Below are 17,031 nucleotides of genomic sequence, written 5' to 3' on the forward strand. Positions count from 1 at the left end.
TCAGGGCTGGCCGCCGTCCACGGTGAGCACGGCGCCCGTGGTGAAACTCGACGCGGCAGAGGCCAGGTAGAGCGCGGTTCCCACGATCTCGTCCGGCTCCCCGCCCCGGCCCAGCGCGAAGGCACTGGCGCGCTGGGCGAACGCGTCCTCGTCCCAGGAGGAGCTGACGTCGGTGAGGAAGGTGCCCGCCATGATCGCGTTCACCCGCACCGTGGGGCCGAAGGCGTGCGCGAGGCCGACGGTCGCCGCGTTGAGCCCCGCCTTCGCCGCGGCGTAGGGCACCACGGAGGCCCGCGGCCTGGCGGCGGCCGCGCTGGTGATGTTGACGATCGATCCGCCGCCCGCGGCGGCCATGCGGGCGCCCGCGAGGGCCGTGAGCCGGAAGGGCCCCTTGAGATTCACGGAGAGGACCTTGTCGAACAGCTCCTCGGAGATGCTCTCGACCGTGTCGTACAGCGGCGACATCCCCGCGTTGTTGATCAGCACGTCCAGCCGGCCGAACCGCTCGTACACGGTGTCGAGGAACGGCTCCAGGCCCTCCCAACGGCCCACGTGCACGGCCATCGGCAGCGCGGTGCGGCCGGTGTCGCGCTCCACCTCGGCGGCGGCCTGCTCACAGGCTTCGAGCTTGCGGCTGGCGATGACGACGTCCGCCCCGGCCCGGGCGAGCCCGGTCACCATGGCGCGGCCAAGCCCTCGGCTGCCGCCGGTCACCAGGGCGACTCTGCCGGTGAGATCGAAGGCCTGCTTGGGATCGAACACGGTCGAGCTCCTTCCGGCCCGCCTCGGCACGGGCTGACAGGTCCCGAAGATAACTGAGAATGGTTATACTAGATAGGTGCGACTGCGAGGTCGCGGAAGGAGTCGCGGAAATGGTCGACGACGAAGTGGCCGGCAACGAGCTGCCGTTCGAGCTGCCGGAGTGCTACCGGGCACTGCAGGCCGAGGCGCGCGAGCTCGCGGAGAGCCTGCGGCCGGTGGCCGCGCGGGCGGACGAGGCCGAGGACTTCGATCCGGACGTGCGCCGGGCGCTCGCCGCCAGCGGGCTGACCGCCGTGGTCGTCCCCGGCGCCTACGGTGGCCGCTTCGCCGACGTGGACTCGCTCGCCGTGACCGTCGTCCGTGAGGCCCTGGCCGCGGAGAGTGCCCACCTCGACTCGATGTTCGGCATGCAGGGCATCGGCAGCTTCGCGCTCGCGCGTGGTGGCTCCGACGCCCTGCGCGAGCACTGGCTGCCGCGGATCGGGCGGCTCGAGGCCGTCGGCGCTCTGGCTCTGACCGAGCCGGACGTCGGCTCGGACCTCAAAGCCCTGACCAGCACCGTCGAGGAACGTGACGGAGTCCTGCGCGTGCGGGGACGCAAGTCCTTCATCACCAACGCCGGGGACGCGGACGTCTACAGCGTGCTGTGCAAGGAGGGCTCCGGCTACTCGCTGGTGCTCGTCCCGGCCGACACTCCCGGCGTCCGGGTGGAGAAGCCGCACCAGATCATCGCTCCGCACGTGCTCGGCGACGTGCTCCTCGACGGCGTCGAGGTGCCCGCCGACCATCGCCTCGGTGCTCCGGGGAAGGGATTCGCGCTGGTCCTGGACACCTTGGCCACGTTCCGGGTCTCGGTCGCGGGAGCGGCCGTCGGGCTGGCGGAGGCCGCGCTGCGCGAGGCCGTGCGGCACGCCACCGGCCGGGAGCTGTTCGGAACCACGCTCTCCCGGCTCGGCGGCGTGCCCGAGTCGCTGGCCACGTCCTGGGTGGAGATCGAGTCCGCGCGCGCGCTCACCTACCGCGCCGCGGCCGCCGCGGCCAGGGACCCGCGGCAGAACCTGCACCTGGCATCGATGGCGAAGGTCGCCGCCACCGAGACCGCCGGGCGCGTGGTGGACCGCTCGGTGCAGACCATGGGCCGCTTCGGCCTGGTCCGCGGCTCGACAATCGAGCGGTTGTACCGGGAGGCCCGCCCCATGCGGATCTACGAGGGCTCCACGGAGGTCATCCTGGACTCACTGGCCAAGCAACTCGTGCGGCGATTCGCGGACTGAGGCGCGGCGGTGCTCTGGCGGGTGGCGAGCAGCGGTTAAAATCCACACCATTATGAGGAATCAGGCAGCCTCGCCGGCCTCCGAGCGGCGGAGCGAGAAGGTCTCGTCGTTGGTGGCGCGCGAGATCGTGAGGGACATCGCCGCCCGCGGGCTCGGCCCGGGGGACACGCTCGAGCCCGAGAGTGAGATGATGCAGCGCTACCAGGTGGCGCGCGCGTCCCTGCGTGAGGCGCTGCGGATCCTCGAGGTGCACGGGCTCATCCGGATGAAGCCGGGCCCCGGCGGCGGCCCGGTCGTGTCGGACGTGGACAGTCGCGAGTTCGGGCGCACGATGACGCTGTTCCTTCAGGCCAAGGGGATCCGGTTCAGCGAGCTCGTCGAGGCCAGGCTCATCATCGAGCCGCTCGCGGCGCGGCTCGCCGCGACCAGGCACGACCCGGCCGACAACGACGACCTGCGCCGGATCGTGCAGGAGGGCCTCGACGCCGAGGGCGACGCGCAGTGGCTCGCCGCGAGCAACGCCTTCCACGCGAAGGTGATGTCCATGGCGGGCAACGGCCTCATCGACCTGTTCGCCCGCGCGCTCAAGGACATCTTCACCGAGCGCGCGTCCTCGGTGTACGTGGCCCGGCGCCGCGGGCACGTCCGGCGCACCCACGCCGAGATCGCCGACGCGATCATCGACGGGGACGCCGACGTGGCCGAGGAGCTGATGCGCGCTCACATGGAGGAGTACGTCCGCACCGTCGGGCGGCGGGAGCCGCAGCTGATGGGGGAGATCGTCGACTGGCGGTGACTCCGCTCAGTCCGTGGGCAGGCCCATCACGCGGGCCAGGCTGCCGCCGAGGATGTCCTGCTCGGCGTCGTCCCCGAGGCCGAGCGAGCGGATCGCCGCGATCTCGGCCGCCGGGTCGGTCATCGGCCAGTCCGAGCCGAACACGATGCGCTCCGAGCCGTGCCTGCGCACGATCCGCCTGACCGTCTCTGGCGACACCGAGGCCAGCGACGGCGGCCAGGAGGTCTCCAGCACGATCGGCAGCCCGTCCAGTTCCTCCTCGGCCTCGGCGAGCATGTGGTAGCCGCCGAAGTGGCACGCGACTATCCGCAGGTCGGGGAAGGTCGTGACGATCTCGCGCAGCATCGAGGGGTTGCTGAGGTCGTTCACCGCCCCGCTGCCGCCCGCGCCGACGTGGGTGATCACCGGGATGTCCGGTCCGAACGCCTCGAACAGCTCCCACAGCCGCGGGTGCATCAGCCCGTAGCCCTGGAAGAGCGGATGCACCTTGACCCCGTGGATGCCGTGCGCGCGCAGGCTCGCGAGGTTCTCCTCGACGCTGAGGTCGACGTGGACGGTGCCCATCGGGGTGAAGCGGCCGCGGTCCAGTGAGCCGACGAACCGGTTCGTCGCGTCGACGTGTTTCGCCGTGCCGGACACGCCGAGCGCGAGCGAGCGGTCCACGCCGTTGGCCCGCATCCGGTCGGTGAGGGTGCCCGCCTTGCCGTCGTCCACCGCGGACAGCCCCGGCAGCCGGTTGCCGGCCAGCGCGCGCTCGGCGATGGCGTCCGGCCAGACGTGGGCGTGGGCGTCGATGATCATGTGGTTGCCTCCCAAGAGCCGCTGACCTGTCATGGGTACCACGTCAGGCGCAGTAGTTAGTAGTGATGGTTATAAGTTTTTCCTTGCGTTGAGTGCCCCTCCCGGACGAGACTTGCGAGGCATCCGACGAGTCGAAGGAGACGAGGCGAATGGTCCAGGTCGGTCTGCTGCTGAGCGACTCACCCCGGTCGGTACCGCCGGAGCAGCAGTTCCAGGACGTGCTGCGGATCGTCGGCGAGGCCGAGCAGGCGGGCTTCAGCCACATCGCGATCGGCCAGCACTTCCTCTACGGGGATCTGCGCTGGCTGCAGCCGGTGCCGCTGCTCGCCCGGCTCGCCGCGCACGTGGGGCCGGACACGAAGCTGGTCACCCAGATCATGATCGGCCCGCTGTACCACCCGGTGGTGCTGGCCGAGGAGATCGCGACGCTGGACATCGTCACCGAGGGCAGGCTGATCTTCGGCGTCGGGCTCGGGTACAAGTCCGACGAGTTCGACCACCTCGGCATCCCCTTCCGGGAGCGGGCCTCACGGCTGGACGAGATGCTCGAGCTGATGCCGCGGCTGTGGAGCGAGGACGTCGTCACCCACCACGGGCGGCACTGGACGCTGAACGAGGTCCAGCCGCACATCCGGCCCGTACAGAAGCCGAATCCGCCGATCTGGGTCGGCGCGCACGCGATGCCGGGGGTGCGCAGGGCGGGCAGGTTCGCCGACGCCTACGCCGTGCCGCCGGAGACGCCCGTGGACGAGGTGCTGCGGCGCTACCGGGTGGTGCGGGACCTGTTCGCCGAACGGGGCAAGGAGTTCGGGTGCCAGCCGTTGCGGCGCAACGTGATGGTCGCCGACAGCAGGGAGGCGGCGGTCGCCGAGTACGCCCGCGTGGCCAAGGGGCGCTACATCACCTACGCCCAGCGGGGACTGGATCTGTACGACCCCGAGAAGCTGGAGAACGAGTTCGCCGACGCGGTCAGCGGCCACGTGGTGCTGGGCACCCCGGACGACGTGGTCGAGCAGCTGCTCGACACGGTCACGGCACTGCCGGTCAGCCCGCTGCTGGTCCGCCCGCAGTGGCCGACGATGAACGCGGACGAGACCGTCGCGGTCCTGCGCCGGATGGGGCGGGACGTGCTGCCCGAGGTGCTGGCCCAGCCGGTGCGCACCGGCCTGTCCGCGTCAGGGGAGCCGGGATGACCGTCACCATCGAGGAGGTCCGTGCGGCGCTGTACCGCTACGCCAGGGCGGTGGACGAGCGCGACGAGACCGCGCTCGCCGACGTGTTCGGCGCCGACGTGGTGCTCCACCGGGCGGACGGTGCCCATCGCGGGCGGGACGCGGTGCTGGACTTCTACCGCACCGTGTTCGCGGGCCCCACGACGTGGAGCAGGCACGTCGTCACGAACGTGACGGCCGAGCCGGACGGGGGCGCAACGCGTGCCCGCGCGTACTTCCAGGCGGTGTCGCGCAGTGCGTCCGGCGGCCTCACGGTCGTCGGTGAGTACGCGGACCTGCTCGCTCGCGAGCGGGACGGGGTGGTCCGGATCCGGGAGAAGTCGATCGACGTGCAGCAGTCCTTTCTCATGGAGGTGAACGGTGAGTGAGCTCGGGGCGGTCGTCGTCACCGGTGCGGCGCAGGGGATCGGGGCGGCGATCGCCGCGCGGTTCGCCGGGGCGGGGCACGCGGTCGTCGGCCTCGACCTGGACGCGGACCGGATGACGGCCACGGCGCGGAGCTGGACGGGCACCGGGCATCACGGCGTCGGCGGCGACGCGGCGTCGGCGGAGGACGTGGGCGCGGCGTGCGAGCTCGCGGCGGCCGCACCGGGCGGCCTGCGCGCGTTCGTCGCGAACGCCGGGCACGCCAAGGCGGGCGAGTCCGTGGACTACCCGTCCGAGGACTGGGACGCGATGCTGCGGGTGCACCTGACCGGCGGCATGGTCGGCGCCCAGCAGGCCGCGGCGCGGATGCCCGACGGCGGCGCCGTCGTGATGATGTCCTCGCTCAACGGCCTGTTCGGCTTTCCCCGGCGCACGGCCTACGGCGCGGCCAAGGCCGGCGTCGCGGGCCTGGTGCGCGGGCTGGCGGTGGAGTGGGCCCCACGCGGGATCCGGGTGAACGCGATCGCGCCCGGCTCGGTCGTCACCGAACTGTCCTCGGAGTTCCTGCGCCGTGGCGTGATCAACGAGCAGGACTTCCTCGATCGCATCCCCATGAACCGTTTCGGACAGCCCGCGGAGATCGCCGAGTTGGCCTACTTCCTCGGCACCCCGCTGGCCTCGTACATCACGGGCGTGGTGATCCCCATCGACGGCGGCTGGGCCGCCCAGGGCATCGCCTGACGTCCGGGAGGAGGACACCCATGCCGGACATCGTCCTGGAGGACCGCGCGGACGTGCTCTGGATCAGGCTGAACCGGCCGGACCGCCGCAACGCCTTCGACCCGGCCATGTCGGCCGCGATCAGCGAGGCCGTGGAGGGCGCGAGCGACCGGCGCGCCGTGGTGATCACCGGCTCCGGGGGCAGCTTCTGCGCGGGCGGCGCGCTGCAGAACCTCAGTACCCCCACCGTCGGGGAGATGCGCGGGCTCTACCAGGGATCGCTGCGGATGTTCGACGCCATCCGCTCCTGCCCCCGACCGGTGATCGCCGCGGTCAACGGTGCCGCCGCGGGTGGCGGCAACGAGCTGGTGGTGGCCTGCGACCTGGCGATCGCCGCCCGGTCCGCGACCTTCGGGCAGACCGGCCCTCGGGTCGGCAGCTCCCCGGTCACCGGCGCGACCAACGTCATGGGCGTGCAGATCGGCGAGAAGAAGGCCAAGGAGCTGGCCCTGCTCTGCCGCCGGTACCCGGCCGACGAGGCCGAACGGATGGGCCTGGTCAACGCGGTCGTCGACGACGACGAGCTGGAGCCCACGGTCGAGCGGTGGTGCGCTGAGCTGGCCCAGCTCAGCCCCCGCTACCTGGAGATCACCAAGATCAGCTCCAACATCTGGTGGAGCGCGGCGCGGGACTCGTTCAGCACCGGTCTCGGGATGCTCGTCCAGGCCGTCGGCAGTCCGGACATGGTCGAGGGGGCCACCGCGTTCCTCGAGAAGCGCAAGCCCGCCTTTCCCCCGCCGCAGTGAGGTCACCGGCGACGGCCGATGTGACCGAACGCACGGCCGCCCGCACACTGGAGTCGGCGGGGTAGAAAGGATGGTTATGGACCTCAAGATCGGTTACAAGGCCTCGGCGGAGCAGTTCGGGCCACGTGACCTCGTGGAATACGCGGTGCGGGCCGAGCAGGTCGGCCTCGACAGTGTCTGGGTGTCGGACCACTTCCTCCCGTGGCGACATGAGGGCGGTCACGCGCCGTCCGCGCTGACCTGGATGGCGGCGGTGGGGGAGCGGACCAGCCGCGTGCTGGTGGGGACGTCGGTGACCACCCCGACGTTCCGGTACAACCCCGCGGTGATGGCGCAGACGTTCGCCACGATGGCGTTGCTCACCGGCAACCGGGTGGTCCTCGGCGCGGGCACCGGAGAGGCACTCAACGAGGTGGCCGTGTCCGGGATGCAGTGGCCGGAGTTCAAGGAGCGCTTCGCGCGGCTGCGTGAGTCGGTCAAGCTGATGCGGGCGCTGTGGACCGAGTCGAACGTGAACTTCGAGGGTGAGTACTACACGCTGGTCAACGCCTCGATCTACGACCGGCCCGAGCAGCCCGTCCCGGTCTACATCGCGGCAGGCGGCCCGCAGGTCGCGCGTTACGCCGGCCGTGCGGGCGAGGGCATGATCTGCACGTCGGGCAAGGGGATGGAGCTCTACACCGACAAGCTCATGCCCGCGGTGACCGAGGGCGCCGAGAAGGAGTCCCGCGATCCGGGCTCGATCGACCGCACCATCGAGATCAAGCTCTCCTACGACCGGGACGCGGACGTCGCGTTGGAGAACTGCCGGTTCTGGGCGCCGTTGTCGCTGACCCCGGAGCAGAAGCACACGGTCGACTCGGCCGAGGAGATGGAGCGCCTCGCCGACGAGCTGCCGATCGAGCAGGTGGCGAAGCGCTGGATCGTCGCCTCCGACCCGGACGAGGCGGTCGCGCAGATCAAGCCCTATCTGGACGCGGGGCTGAACCACCTGGTGTTCCACGGTCCCGGCCACGACCAGGAGCGGTTCCTGACCCAGTTCTCCGAGGACGTGCTGCCCAGGCTCCGCCAGCTCGCGTAGCCCGCCTCGATCGCGCGTCCGAGAGTGCCGGCCGGTCCTTCCGGCCGGCACTCTCGTCTCGTGCCAGAGCGCGCTGCTGCTGCACCACGAGCCGCCGGCCCGTGCGAGGGCCGGCGGCGTCCTGTGGCGCGTCGTCTGTCAGCAGGGTGCGGGCAGCGCCCAGCCGAGCTTGCCCGCGGAGTAGGACGTTCCCACCTGGACCGTCCCCCGGTCGTAGGTGCGCGACTTACCGGATGGGATGCAGACGAGATCACTTCCGCCACCCTGGGATTCCACGCGGAAGTAGGCGTCGAAGTTGAAGGCGTTGTAGACCTTGATGGTCTGGATGTTGTTCGCCCACTGTCCGGCCGAGAAACCGTTGTTGCAGATCTTCTTGATGCTGTTCTCGACGTGGCAGGTGAATGCCGCGGATGCGGGCGTGGCCGTCGCCAGCGCGATGCCGGTGGCGGTCATCGCCACGGCGGCGCTCGCGGCCAGTCGCTTTCGGACGTTCATGCGGATGCCCCCTTGGTTCAGGATCGAACGGTTGACCATTCACCGGACGTACTTCTCCGGCGGACGAGGAGCACCGTAGCCCGGCGCAACTGGCGAGTGTGTGGGTCGTTCGGTCCACAAGCTACTGTCCACCCGAACCCGGCGCTGACCGGACGGCAGGACATTCCATTGTGGTACGAGGCGAGCCACGGCACCCGCGACGGCCGCCTCGGCAGCGTGCTCGACGGCGCTGACGAGCTGTGTCGAGTGAGCGAACGCCGGCTACCTGGACACCGAGCACGTCGCGCTGCGACGGTGTCGGGCACAGCAGGAGATCAGTGACACGTTTCACGCGCGGGAACGGATCCGCCCGAGGCGGGAGCTCCGGCAGGGGCGGCGATGGACCGGGGGAGGGGTGCTCGCCGTGCTGCCGCGGGTGTGCCGCGCCGCGGACAACTCTCCGCGACCACCGAGGCGTTGACCCTCGTGGTGGCGGTCGCGGTGGTGGCGGCCAGTGTGGCCGCGGCGGAACCCGACGACCTGCCGGACGCTCGCTGACCGGTATCGCCGGGACGGGCCGAGAAAATCGGCACGGCTGGGCACAAAGACTCTGACCTCATGCCTCGGTGCTGGCTAGCGTGCGCGTTATGCGGACGAGCCGACGGCTCGGCAGGTCGATCTTCGGCGGTGTCGCGATCGTGGCACTGGTGGCGTCGGGCTGTACCAATACGGCGCCGGAACAGGCTCCTACCACCGAGCGTGGCACGTCGAGCAGACCGGCTCCGTCGACACCGGCCCCGTCGGCGTCAGCTCCGTCGGCGACGGCCCGGCCTGCGCCCCCGCCGTCGGCGAACGGCCTCCAGAGCGCCTACGTGAACACGGTGAACCGCGTGCTGCCGTCGGTGGTGCAGATCGAGACGGGCCAGGGGCTGGGCTCCGGCGTGGTGTACGACGATTCCGGCCACATCGTCACCAACGCGCACGTCGTCGGCGACCAGACACGGTTCACGGTGCGGACCGCCCACAGCAGCGCGCCGCTGAACGCGACACTCGTGGCGGCGTCGCCCCCGGACGACCTGGCCGTGATCAAGGTGTCCGGCGACACCTCGCTGCGGCCCGCCACGTTCGGCGACTCGCAACAGTTGCGCGTGGGAGACATCGTCCTCGCGATGGGAAGCCCGCTCGGGTTGTCCAGCAGCGTCACCGAGGGAATCGTCTCCGCTACCGGTCGCACGGTGACGGAGCCGGCTCAGGGCGGCGGGCCGGGGCCGACGATCCCGAACACGATCCAGACCAGTGCGGCGATCAATCCGGGCAACAGCGGCGGAGCGCTGGTGGACCTCGCGGGCAAGGTCGTCGGCATTCCCACGCTTGCGGCCGTGGACGAGCAGATCGGCGGCTCGGCGGTCGGTATCGGGTTCGCGATCCCGAGCAGCACGGTGACCTCGATCGCCGATCAGATCATCGCCAACGGCAAGGTCATCCATTCACATCGCGCCGCTCTCGGCGTCACCGTGTCCACCGTCGTCAACGACAACGGAGCGCCCACGGGCGCCGCCATCGTCGCGGTGGTGCGCGGCGGGCCCGCGGCCGAGGCTGGGCTGCGGCGGGACGACACGATCGTCGCGATCAACCGCACGAACATCACGTCGGTCGCCGACCTGACCACTTTCCTTGCCCAGCAACAACCGGGCGACAAGGTGACCGTGACCTACCAGCGATCCGGCGCCGAGCAGACCGTCGACGTCGTGCTCGGCGAGCTACCCGGAGGCTGAGTGCCCCGGCTCGTCAGAATCGGCCACGGATTCCGGGTCTTTCGGCCGTGGTCGCCTCCGCGGTGTGGGCGGACCCTTGCCGGTGGGTGTTGACCCAGGCGGGGGTGGGGAGCGGAGGCCCCGTCCCGGATGAACCGGGGATCGTTTCCGGGCCGGGGCTTCTGCGACGAGCGTCGCCCCCTGCGACTCAGCTGTGCGCGTCGATCAGCGAGAGCACGGCGTCGGCTGCCTCGCTCGCACCACCGGCAGCGGCGATCTCGGCGGCCATCCACGCGAGGCGCTCGCGCACCGCGGTGTCCTTGGCCAGGTGCTCGACGGCGTCGCGCAGGGTGCCGGGGACGAGATCCGCGGGATCGAGCGTGGCGCCGAGGCCGAGTTCGGTGACGCGGTCGGCGTTGAGGAAATGCTCGGAGACCTGCGGCAGCATGATCAGCGGCACGCCGAGTGAGAAAGCCTCCATGATCGCGGTGGTGCCCGCGTGGGAGACGAACGCGGTGGCCTGACCCAGTAGCTCCTGCTGCGAGATCCACGGCGTCGCCTCGACGTTGTCCGGCAGCGGACCCAGCTCGTCGAGCGGGGTCCGCCCCGTGGCCATGACCACGCGCCACGACGAGCCCGCGAAGGCGTCGGCACACGCGCGGAACAGGTCGGGGCGGTCGGTGAACGCCGAACCGAGCGACACGACGAGCAGCGGCCGGTCGTCGCGCACGGGCTCCCGCACCCGCGGAGCGAGCGTGGGCCCGACGAACCGCCACGTCGGGTCGAACGTGTGCGCCGCGATCTGGAACGCGGCCGGGAGGAACACGAGTCTCAGCGGCAACTCCGGCTGGGCCATCGGCAGCAGCGGAGCGTCGAGCCCCTGGTCGGCGGAGAACTGCGCGAGGTGGCCCGCGTAGCGCAGGAGTGCCTCGTTGTCCGGCCGGAAGTCCGGCGGTAGCAACCGGTCCAGCGGGAGGTGCTCGTTCACGGCCATGCTCCCGGTCACCGACACGGCAGGCACCCCCAGCCGCTGCGCGAGCGCCACACCAATGGGTGCGACGGTCGCGTCGAAGCACACCACCCCGGCGTCGGCCGCCTGCGCCTGCTCGACGAGCCGGTCCAGGTGCGGCGCGGCGGAGGTGAGCAGGCCGTCGAGGAAGTCCACGAACGTGGTGGTGCTGAACTCCTCGCTGGAGAGCCAGCCGGCGTCGAGCGTCCACGGCAGCTCGACCCCGCGCGCACCGGCCTCCACCGTCGCGTCGAGCTGCTCGGGCCCGGTCGCGTAAGTGACCCCGGTACCGCGCCGGGTCAGCTCCCGCACCAGGGGGAGTGTGACGGTGACATGACCGGCCGCGGGCGCGGCGACGACGAACACGCTGCTCAGGATGATCCCCTCCTCAAGGCCTCGCCAGGCTAGCCAGCGGCCGCGGGCCCGAGCGAGTCTCCGGCGGCGGAAGCACCCGAAGGACTGGGCACGGAGTTCGATGGGGCAACTCCGGCCGGTCGTGGTGAAGGTGGCGCTCCACCACGCTCGCCGGACGCTGAGGGTGCGTCTTGCCGTGGGCGCGGGGCGGCTAGTGTTGAACCCGTTCGGTCGGCGGGCATGATGATGCGCGACAGGATGGGGGACCTGAGCATGGCCTGGAGTACGCGACAGCTCGCCGACCTCGCCGACACCACCATCAAGACCGTGCGCCACTATCACCGGATGGGCCTGCTCGAGCTGCCCGAACGAGCGCCCAACGGGTACAAGCAGTACCAGACCGCGCACCTCGTCCGGCTGCTGCAGATCAAGAGGCTCACCGACCTCGGCCTGTCACTCGGCCAGATTCGGGAACTGGGCACGGTCGGCGAACAGTCCGACGATGCCATCGACGCTCTCGACGACGAGCTGGCGGTCACGATCGAGCGCCTGCAACGGATCCGCGCGGAGCTCGCGGTCGTCCGCGAGCACCGGGCGCCGCTGGAAACCCCGGGGCCCTTCGGTTCGGTCGCCAAAGGACTGTCGGAGCGCGACCGGGGCGTGCTGACCGTGTTGTCCGGGGCGTTCACGGACGACGCGCTCGACGATCTCCGTCAGCTGCTGGAAGAGCCCACCGACCCGGAGGTCGACGACGACTTCTCCGTCCTGCCCGCGGACGCCGACGACGAGACGATCGAGGCCATGGCGGGCCGGATGGCGGAGTCGATCCGGCGCAGCCACGCGCGGTTCCCGTGGATGGCGGACCCCGGGCGCGCCGCAATGCGGAGCCGGGATCTCGCCCGGAACGCGATCGGCCCCGCGTTCGCCGAGCTGTTCAACGCCGCCCAGCTCGCGGTGCTCGCTCGCGCGAGTGCGTTGACGAACACGCAGAGCTGATCGCGCTCGACCACCTCAGCTGAGCGGCGTCACCACCGCCCGGTCAGGTTGGGCAACCGCAGCATCAGCGGAATGGTGAGCAGGAGGATCGCGGCGAGTACGACGTAGCCGATCGCCTGGGTGCCGACGGGGTCCGCGCTGCTGGACACCACGGCCGTCAGGACGGTGATGCCCGCGATCCCGCCGGACTGACGGAACATTCCGCGCAGGCCTGATACGGCGGAGACGTGCTGTGGGGCCAGGTGCAGTCCGGCGTTGCCCGAGGCGGGTGCCCCCAGCCCCATGCCGATGCCGGTCAGTGCCGTGGAGACCGCGATCCAGACCGGTGCGGGCACGATGTCCGGTGCGGGCAGTGCGAGGACCAGCAGCCCGGCGACGATGAACGCCGACCCGGTGATCAGCAACGGCCGGTAGCCGATCCTGCGGATCACCGCCACGCTGAGCATCGAGGCGGAGATCATTCCGAGCGCCCGGAACGTGAGCAGCCCGCCGGCCAGCAGCGGGTCCATGCCGTAGCGGGTGATGGCGAACCAGGGGACCAGCGATGCCTGGCCCAGCGCGGCGACTCCGAACATGAAGTTGACGATGTTGAGGGTGGTGAAGGTCTTTCCCCGCAGGAGTTGCAGCGGCACCAGGGGATGTGCGGCCCGGCGGAGGTGGTGCAGCAGGATGGCCGCCGAGACGACGGCGATCGTCCCGGCGCAGAGCGCGACGAGCAGTTCGGTGCTCGGGGCGAGCTCGGATCCGGTCACGCTGATCGCGACCATCCCGCCGAGCAGCATGGCCACCAGCAGGACGATGCCGATGCCGTCGACCCGTTCGTCGGCGCGGGGCGACGAACGGGGGATCAGGAACCAGGCGGCCACGAACACGGCGAGCCCGACCGGGACGTTGACGAGGAAGATCCCCCGCCAGCCCACGGAGGTGACGAGGATTCCGCCCACCGTCGGCCCGATGATCGCGCCGATCGGGAAGATGCTGGTGAAGGACGCGATCGCCCGGTCGCGGTCGGCGCCGAACAGGTCGGACACGATGCCGGTGGCCGACGGCAGAAAGGCTCCGGCCGCCAGTCCCTGGAGCAGTCTGCTTCCCACCAGCGTCTCGATCGAGGGAGCCAGGCCGCTGAGCACCGAGGCGACGGTGAACGCGGCGACCGCGGTCAAAAACACCCGGCGACGGCCGAACTGGTCGCTGAGCCGCCCGGCCAGGGGGAGCGCGATGATCTGGCCGACCATGTAGACCGTCACGGTCCAGCCCGCCCAGGACAGCGCGGCGCCGAGGTCGGCCTGCAGCGCGGGCAGGGCGGTGGCCACGGCCGTCTGGTCGATGGAGCCCATCAGCAGGGCGAGCGAGACCACCGCGAACACGACCCGCCGACGCCCGGTCGGGGCGGGAGGGTCGGCCACGTCGACGGAGAGCGGACTGTGGGGGGCCTCGGGTGCTCTCTGGCGTGGCACGTGGGCGACCTACTCTCTGTGGTGTCTGCTGAACACCATAGTAGTTGCTTGCCGATAGGCAATCAAATGAGGGAGGTCACGTGGAGCTGGACGCCGAGACACTGGCGCGTCTCCGCCGGGCCATCGCCAGGGTTGGACGCCTGCTCAACGAGGCCGCCACCGCGGAGGGATTCACGCCCGCACAGGCCTCGGTGCTCAACATCGTCTCCGCACGAGGTTCGGTGTCGATGACCCAGCTCGTGGCGCTCGAGGGAATGAATCCGACGATGCTGTCCCGCATCATCGCCAAACTCGCCGGTCAGGGCCTCGTCACCCGAGCGCAGGGCACCGGCGACCAGCGCACCGCGGTCGTCGAGAGCACACCCGCCGGGCGGGAGCACAGCGACCGGATCCGGAGCCGCCGGGCCGAGCGGGTCGCGAGCCTGATGGAAGACCTTGACGACGGTGTCGCCGCATCGGTGATCGAGGCACTGCCCGCGCTTGAGGCGCTGGCCGAACGCGCCAACCAGGGCTGACCCCGACGATCCGAACAGACCGTCCGGTGTGGATGGTCAGGGGAGCGGTCCGGCGTAGTCGAGCCAGAAGTCGACGGCCTCCGCGCGCGGGCGAGGTGTCATGGCGTTGCCACCGCCGAACTCCATCACCCGCTCGGGCGCCTGGCCGACCGTCGCCCAGTTCGGCAGGCCGGGGCCGTTCGGGTCCCCGGTGCGCACGAAGTTGAGCCAGTACGCGCTCATCCGATCACGCAGCCGGTAGTCGGCCTCTCCGTAGTCGGCGTCGCTGTCGGCGCCGAGGTTGTCGAAGGCGTAGGCCACCTCGGCGCCGTGGTACGCGCCGTACTGTTCGAGTCCGCTCTCGGGCGGGACGTGCGAGAAGAAGTACAGGTAGGCGTCTTCCTCGCCGGTGGCCGTCTGCAGTCGGGCCCAGCGCAGCATCGCGCGGGTCATCACGCTGTCGGTCTGTGCCCGCAGCCGTGACTCGAGCACCTGATCCGGCGTGTCGCCCGGATACAGGCGCAGATAGCGCCCCGCGTCGTCGCCGTAGGTCTCGTGGACGAACCTCCGATACTCCTCGACGTCGGTGTCCGGCGGACTCGCGAGCGAGAGTGAGGACTCGTCGGCGTTGCTGCCGACCAGCGTGGGCACGTCCAGCTGCTCGCCGGCGGCGTAGCTCTCCGCCGGTGAGCGCTCGAGCACGTGGCCGTCGACCGACGGGCGCCAGTGCGCGCCCAGGTCGTCGGCGGCGTCGAGGATGCGGTCGACGGGCAGGTCGCGCATCTCGTCCGGCGTGACACCGCCGAGCCGCTCGGCCAGGCGCTCTCCGGCGCGCTCCGCCACGTCTCTGGTGTCGGTCTGGTCGCCCTGCCCGGCGTCGCCGGTGGTGCCCATGCACGCGCCGCTGCCCGCGATGAGGCCGTCGACGACGTCCTCGGCGAGCCGTGTCGCGCCGAGTACGCAGACGCTCTCGCCGCCCGCCGACTCGCCTGCGACCGTCACCCGGTCCGGATCACCGCCGAACGACGCGATGTTGTCGCGCACCCACCGCAGCGCGGCGATCTGGTCGAGGATCCCGTAGTTGCCCGACGCGTCGTATCCGGACTCGGCGGCCAGCTCGGGATGGGAGAGGAAGCCGAGCACACCGAGCCGGTAGTTGAGAGTGATCGTGATCGCCTCGCCGCGGGAGGCGAGAGCCTCGCCGTCGTACAGGGGCAGCGCGCCGGATCCCGTCGCGAAGCCGCCGCCCGGGATGTAGACCAGCACGGGCAGCCGCCGCGAGGTGGGCGTCGTGCTGCGCCAGATGTTGACGGTGAGGCTGTCCTCGCTCACCGGGTACGGGTTGAGGAACGTGGCCTCCAGCGGCACGTCGACGACCTGCGAGAGCGCCCGGGTGAAGAACGACGGGGTGCCCTGGACCGGAACCTCGGAGAAGCGGTCGGCGGTGAACGTCTCACCGCGTGGGCGCGGGGGCTGGGGCGCGCGCCAGCGCAGGTCTCCCACGGGAGCCTGCGCGTAGGGCACGCCCGCGAAGGTCTCGACGGTGCGGTCGTCGTTGAGCACGCCCCGGACGGGGCCCTCCCGCGTGGGGACGGGCCCCGAGAGCCGCGGGTCGTCGCCTCCGGCGGCCCTGGTCCGCGGGGACGGGTGGGCGACGACGGCCGTGGCGCAGACGACCACCCCGGCGACCAGCCACGCCCCGACGCGGATCAGCGCGCGCTTGTGCCGCCACCAGCGTCTGGCTCCGCCGACAGCGGCAAGTAACCCGACGACGAGCGCCCAACCCCACCAGGGGCTGCGGTTGAGCCACGCGAGCACGCCCGCGGCGACCGCCAGGGCCAGCAGCGGCAGCCAGCGTCGAAGCGACGTCGCGAATCCTGACCGTTCGTCCACTTCGGATGGCTGCTGCCGAGCTGTGCCCAACGCCGCTACCGGTTCGGTGCCTGAGTGGTGGCCGCGGCGATGACGTTGTTGGCGATGATCGCGGTCATCGTGCGGGTCACGGCCTCGGCCGCGGCACCGGCTCCCCAGTCACCCTGTTCCAGCTGCTTCGCGCGGGTGATCACCGGGGTCGACCAGGGGATGTGCGGGTCGAACTGGGGCAGGGTTCCGCTCGCCGACAGCAGGGCCACGAGGGCGCCGACGCGCGCGGTCGGTTCGCCGCCGTCGACGAGGACGGCGCGCACGCTCTCCAGCAGCGCGGCCCGGCGGCCGGTGGTTCCCTCGACCAGCGCGGTGGTGTTGAACAGCCCGAACGCCTTCTTCTTCACCTGCCTGATGTCGCCGCGGGCGATCAGCCGGTCCAGCAGCGGAGCCCGAAGCCGCGGTCCGATCGCGGCGAGCACGGTCTGGACGCTTCGGGGCTTCTCGGCGGCGTAGGTCCAGGCGGAGCGCAGGAGTTCGTCGGCGGGCGGGGCCTCGCCGACGGCCTCGGCCTTCTCGTTCGTCCCGTCGGCGGTGAGCCGGCCCGCCAGCCCCAGGTCGCTCAGCACGGCGCCGGCGAGGGGATAGAAGAGCGTGTTCTCTCCGGCGATCGTTCCGGACGCGGGCTGGAACAACAACAGCAGCAGGTCCTCGGCCAGCGAGGGGTCACCGGCCTGCTCTTCGCCGTCGCCGGGTGGCTCGGGCGAGGTGGTGTTCACGATCGGAGCTCCT

Annotated in this window: 18 protein-coding genes; 11 read left to right on the plus strand and 7 right to left on the minus strand. The window is 71.1% G+C overall.

The features are described 5' to 3' along the window. The gene (locus JHE00_RS23700) at nt 1-762 is read right to left on the minus strand and encodes an SDR family NAD(P)-dependent oxidoreductase (protein WP_200321844.1); all 762 of its coding nucleotides are present in this window, start codon (nt 760-762) and stop codon (nt 1-3) included. Nucleotides 763-872: 110 nt separating this feature from the next. Between JHE00_RS23700 and JHE00_RS23705 the strand changes: the two genes are divergently transcribed. Both JHE00_RS23705 and JHE00_RS23710 read left to right on the plus strand, forming a co-directional pair. Continuing rightward, complete coding sequence (locus JHE00_RS23705; RefSeq protein ID WP_200321846.1) at nt 873-2,036, plus strand: acyl-CoA dehydrogenase family protein; 1,164 nt, start codon at nt 873-875, stop codon at nt 2,034-2,036. A 52-nt stretch (nt 2,037-2,088) separates the two neighbouring features. Further along, nucleotides 2,089-2,832 carry a FadR/GntR family transcriptional regulator gene (locus JHE00_RS23710; RefSeq protein ID WP_200321848.1) on the plus strand — a complete coding sequence of 248 codons (744 nt, stop codon included), beginning with the start codon at nt 2,089-2,091 and terminating at the stop codon, nt 2,830-2,832. A gap of 6 nt (nt 2,833-2,838) precedes the next feature. On the opposite strand, the gene JHE00_RS23715 is transcribed toward JHE00_RS23710, so the two are convergent. Next, the gene (locus tag JHE00_RS23715; protein ID WP_200321850.1) at nt 2,839-3,633 is read right to left on the minus strand and encodes an amidohydrolase family protein; all 795 of its coding nucleotides are present in this window, start codon (nt 3,631-3,633) and stop codon (nt 2,839-2,841) included. A 149-nt stretch (nt 3,634-3,782) separates the two neighbouring features. On the opposite strand from JHE00_RS23715, the gene JHE00_RS23720 reads away from it, so the two are divergent. The 5 genes from JHE00_RS23720 (at nt 3,783) to fgd (ending at nt 7,838) form a co-directional block, all read left to right on the plus strand. Further along, on the plus strand, nt 3,783-4,826 hold the full coding sequence (locus JHE00_RS23720; RefSeq protein ID WP_200321852.1) for an LLM class flavin-dependent oxidoreductase: 1,044 nt from the start codon (nt 3,783-3,785) through the stop codon (nt 4,824-4,826). Beyond that, nucleotides 4,823-5,233: a nuclear transport factor 2 family protein gene (locus JHE00_RS23725; RefSeq protein ID WP_200321854.1), complete on the plus strand. Its 411-nt coding sequence runs from the start codon at nt 4,823-4,825 to the stop codon at nt 5,231-5,233. The genes JHE00_RS23720 and JHE00_RS23725 overlap by 4 nt, the downstream gene beginning before the upstream one ends. Next, nucleotides 5,226-5,972, plus strand: a complete 747-nt coding sequence (locus JHE00_RS23730; protein WP_200321856.1) for an SDR family NAD(P)-dependent oxidoreductase — start codon at nt 5,226-5,228, stop codon at nt 5,970-5,972. Before JHE00_RS23725 ends, JHE00_RS23730 begins: the two co-directional genes overlap by 8 nt. A 20-nt stretch (nt 5,973-5,992) precedes the next feature. Beyond that, complete coding sequence (locus JHE00_RS23735) at nt 5,993-6,757, plus strand: enoyl-CoA hydratase/isomerase family protein (protein WP_230424823.1); 765 nt, start codon at nt 5,993-5,995, stop codon at nt 6,755-6,757. A 76-nt stretch (nt 6,758-6,833) separates the two neighbouring features. Continuing rightward, a complete protein-coding gene (gene fgd / locus JHE00_RS23740) occupies nt 6,834-7,838 on the plus strand; it encodes a glucose-6-phosphate dehydrogenase (coenzyme-F420) (protein ID WP_200321858.1) in 1,005 nt (334 codons plus the stop codon). A gap of 138 nt (nt 7,839-7,976) precedes the next feature. Here fgd and JHE00_RS23745 read toward each other — a convergent pair whose 3' ends face one another. Continuing rightward, nucleotides 7,977-8,333 carry a hypothetical protein gene (locus JHE00_RS23745; RefSeq protein WP_200321860.1) on the minus strand — a complete coding sequence of 119 codons (357 nt, stop codon included), beginning with the start codon at nt 8,331-8,333 and terminating at the stop codon, nt 7,977-7,979. 378 nt (nt 8,334-8,711) lie between these two features. On the opposite strand from JHE00_RS23745, the gene JHE00_RS23750 reads away from it, so the two are divergent. Both JHE00_RS23750 and JHE00_RS23755 read left to right on the plus strand, forming a co-directional pair. Beyond that, nucleotides 8,712-8,870 (plus strand): hypothetical protein, encoded by a 159-nt coding sequence (locus JHE00_RS23750; RefSeq protein ID WP_200321862.1) that lies wholly within the window; start codon nt 8,712-8,714, stop codon nt 8,868-8,870. Nucleotides 8,871-8,959: 89 nt separating this feature from the next. Further along, nucleotides 8,960-10,087, plus strand: coding sequence for a S1C family serine protease (locus tag JHE00_RS23755; RefSeq protein ID WP_200321864.1), 1,128 nt, complete (start codon nt 8,960-8,962; stop codon nt 10,085-10,087). A gap of 187 nt (nt 10,088-10,274) precedes the next feature. Here JHE00_RS23755 and JHE00_RS23760 read toward each other — a convergent pair whose 3' ends face one another. Further along, nucleotides 10,275-11,441 carry a macrolide family glycosyltransferase gene (locus tag JHE00_RS23760; RefSeq protein ID WP_200321866.1) on the minus strand — a complete coding sequence of 389 codons (1,167 nt, stop codon included), beginning with the start codon at nt 11,439-11,441 and terminating at the stop codon, nt 10,275-10,277. Between the two features lie 261 nt (nt 11,442-11,702). Here JHE00_RS23760 and JHE00_RS23765 point away from each other — a divergent pair, with 261 nt between their 5' ends. Continuing rightward, nucleotides 11,703-12,425, plus strand: a complete 723-nt coding sequence (locus tag JHE00_RS23765) for a helix-turn-helix domain-containing protein (RefSeq protein WP_200321868.1) — start codon at nt 11,703-11,705, stop codon at nt 12,423-12,425. 29 nt (nt 12,426-12,454) lie between these two features. On the opposite strand, the gene JHE00_RS23770 is transcribed toward JHE00_RS23765, so the two are convergent. Then, a complete protein-coding gene (locus JHE00_RS23770; protein ID WP_200321870.1) occupies nt 12,455-13,882 on the minus strand; it encodes an MFS transporter in 1,428 nt (475 codons plus the stop codon). A gap of 80 nt (nt 13,883-13,962) precedes the next feature. On the opposite strand from JHE00_RS23770, the gene JHE00_RS23775 reads away from it, so the two are divergent. After that, nucleotides 13,963-14,397 (plus strand): MarR family winged helix-turn-helix transcriptional regulator, encoded by a 435-nt coding sequence (locus JHE00_RS23775; RefSeq protein ID WP_200321872.1) that lies wholly within the window; start codon nt 13,963-13,965, stop codon nt 14,395-14,397. 36 nt (nt 14,398-14,433) lie between these two features. Here JHE00_RS23775 and JHE00_RS23780 read toward each other — a convergent pair whose 3' ends face one another. Both JHE00_RS23780 and JHE00_RS23785 read right to left on the minus strand, forming a co-directional pair. Further along, nucleotides 14,434-16,269 carry a carboxylesterase/lipase family protein gene (locus tag JHE00_RS23780; RefSeq protein ID WP_200321874.1) on the minus strand — a complete coding sequence of 612 codons (1,836 nt, stop codon included), beginning with the start codon at nt 16,267-16,269 and terminating at the stop codon, nt 14,434-14,436. A 35-nt stretch (nt 16,270-16,304) separates the two neighbouring features. Beyond that, the gene (locus JHE00_RS23785) at nt 16,305-17,018 is read right to left on the minus strand and encodes a GOLPH3/VPS74 family protein (protein WP_200321876.1); all 714 of its coding nucleotides are present in this window, start codon (nt 17,016-17,018) and stop codon (nt 16,305-16,307) included. Between the last annotated feature and the right edge of the window lie 13 nt (nt 17,019-17,031).

This window comes from Prauserella cavernicola (assembly GCF_016595675.1).
In the GTDB taxonomy this organism is placed as follows: domain Bacteria; phylum Actinomycetota; class Actinomycetes; order Mycobacteriales; family Pseudonocardiaceae; genus Prauserella_A; species Prauserella_A cavernicola.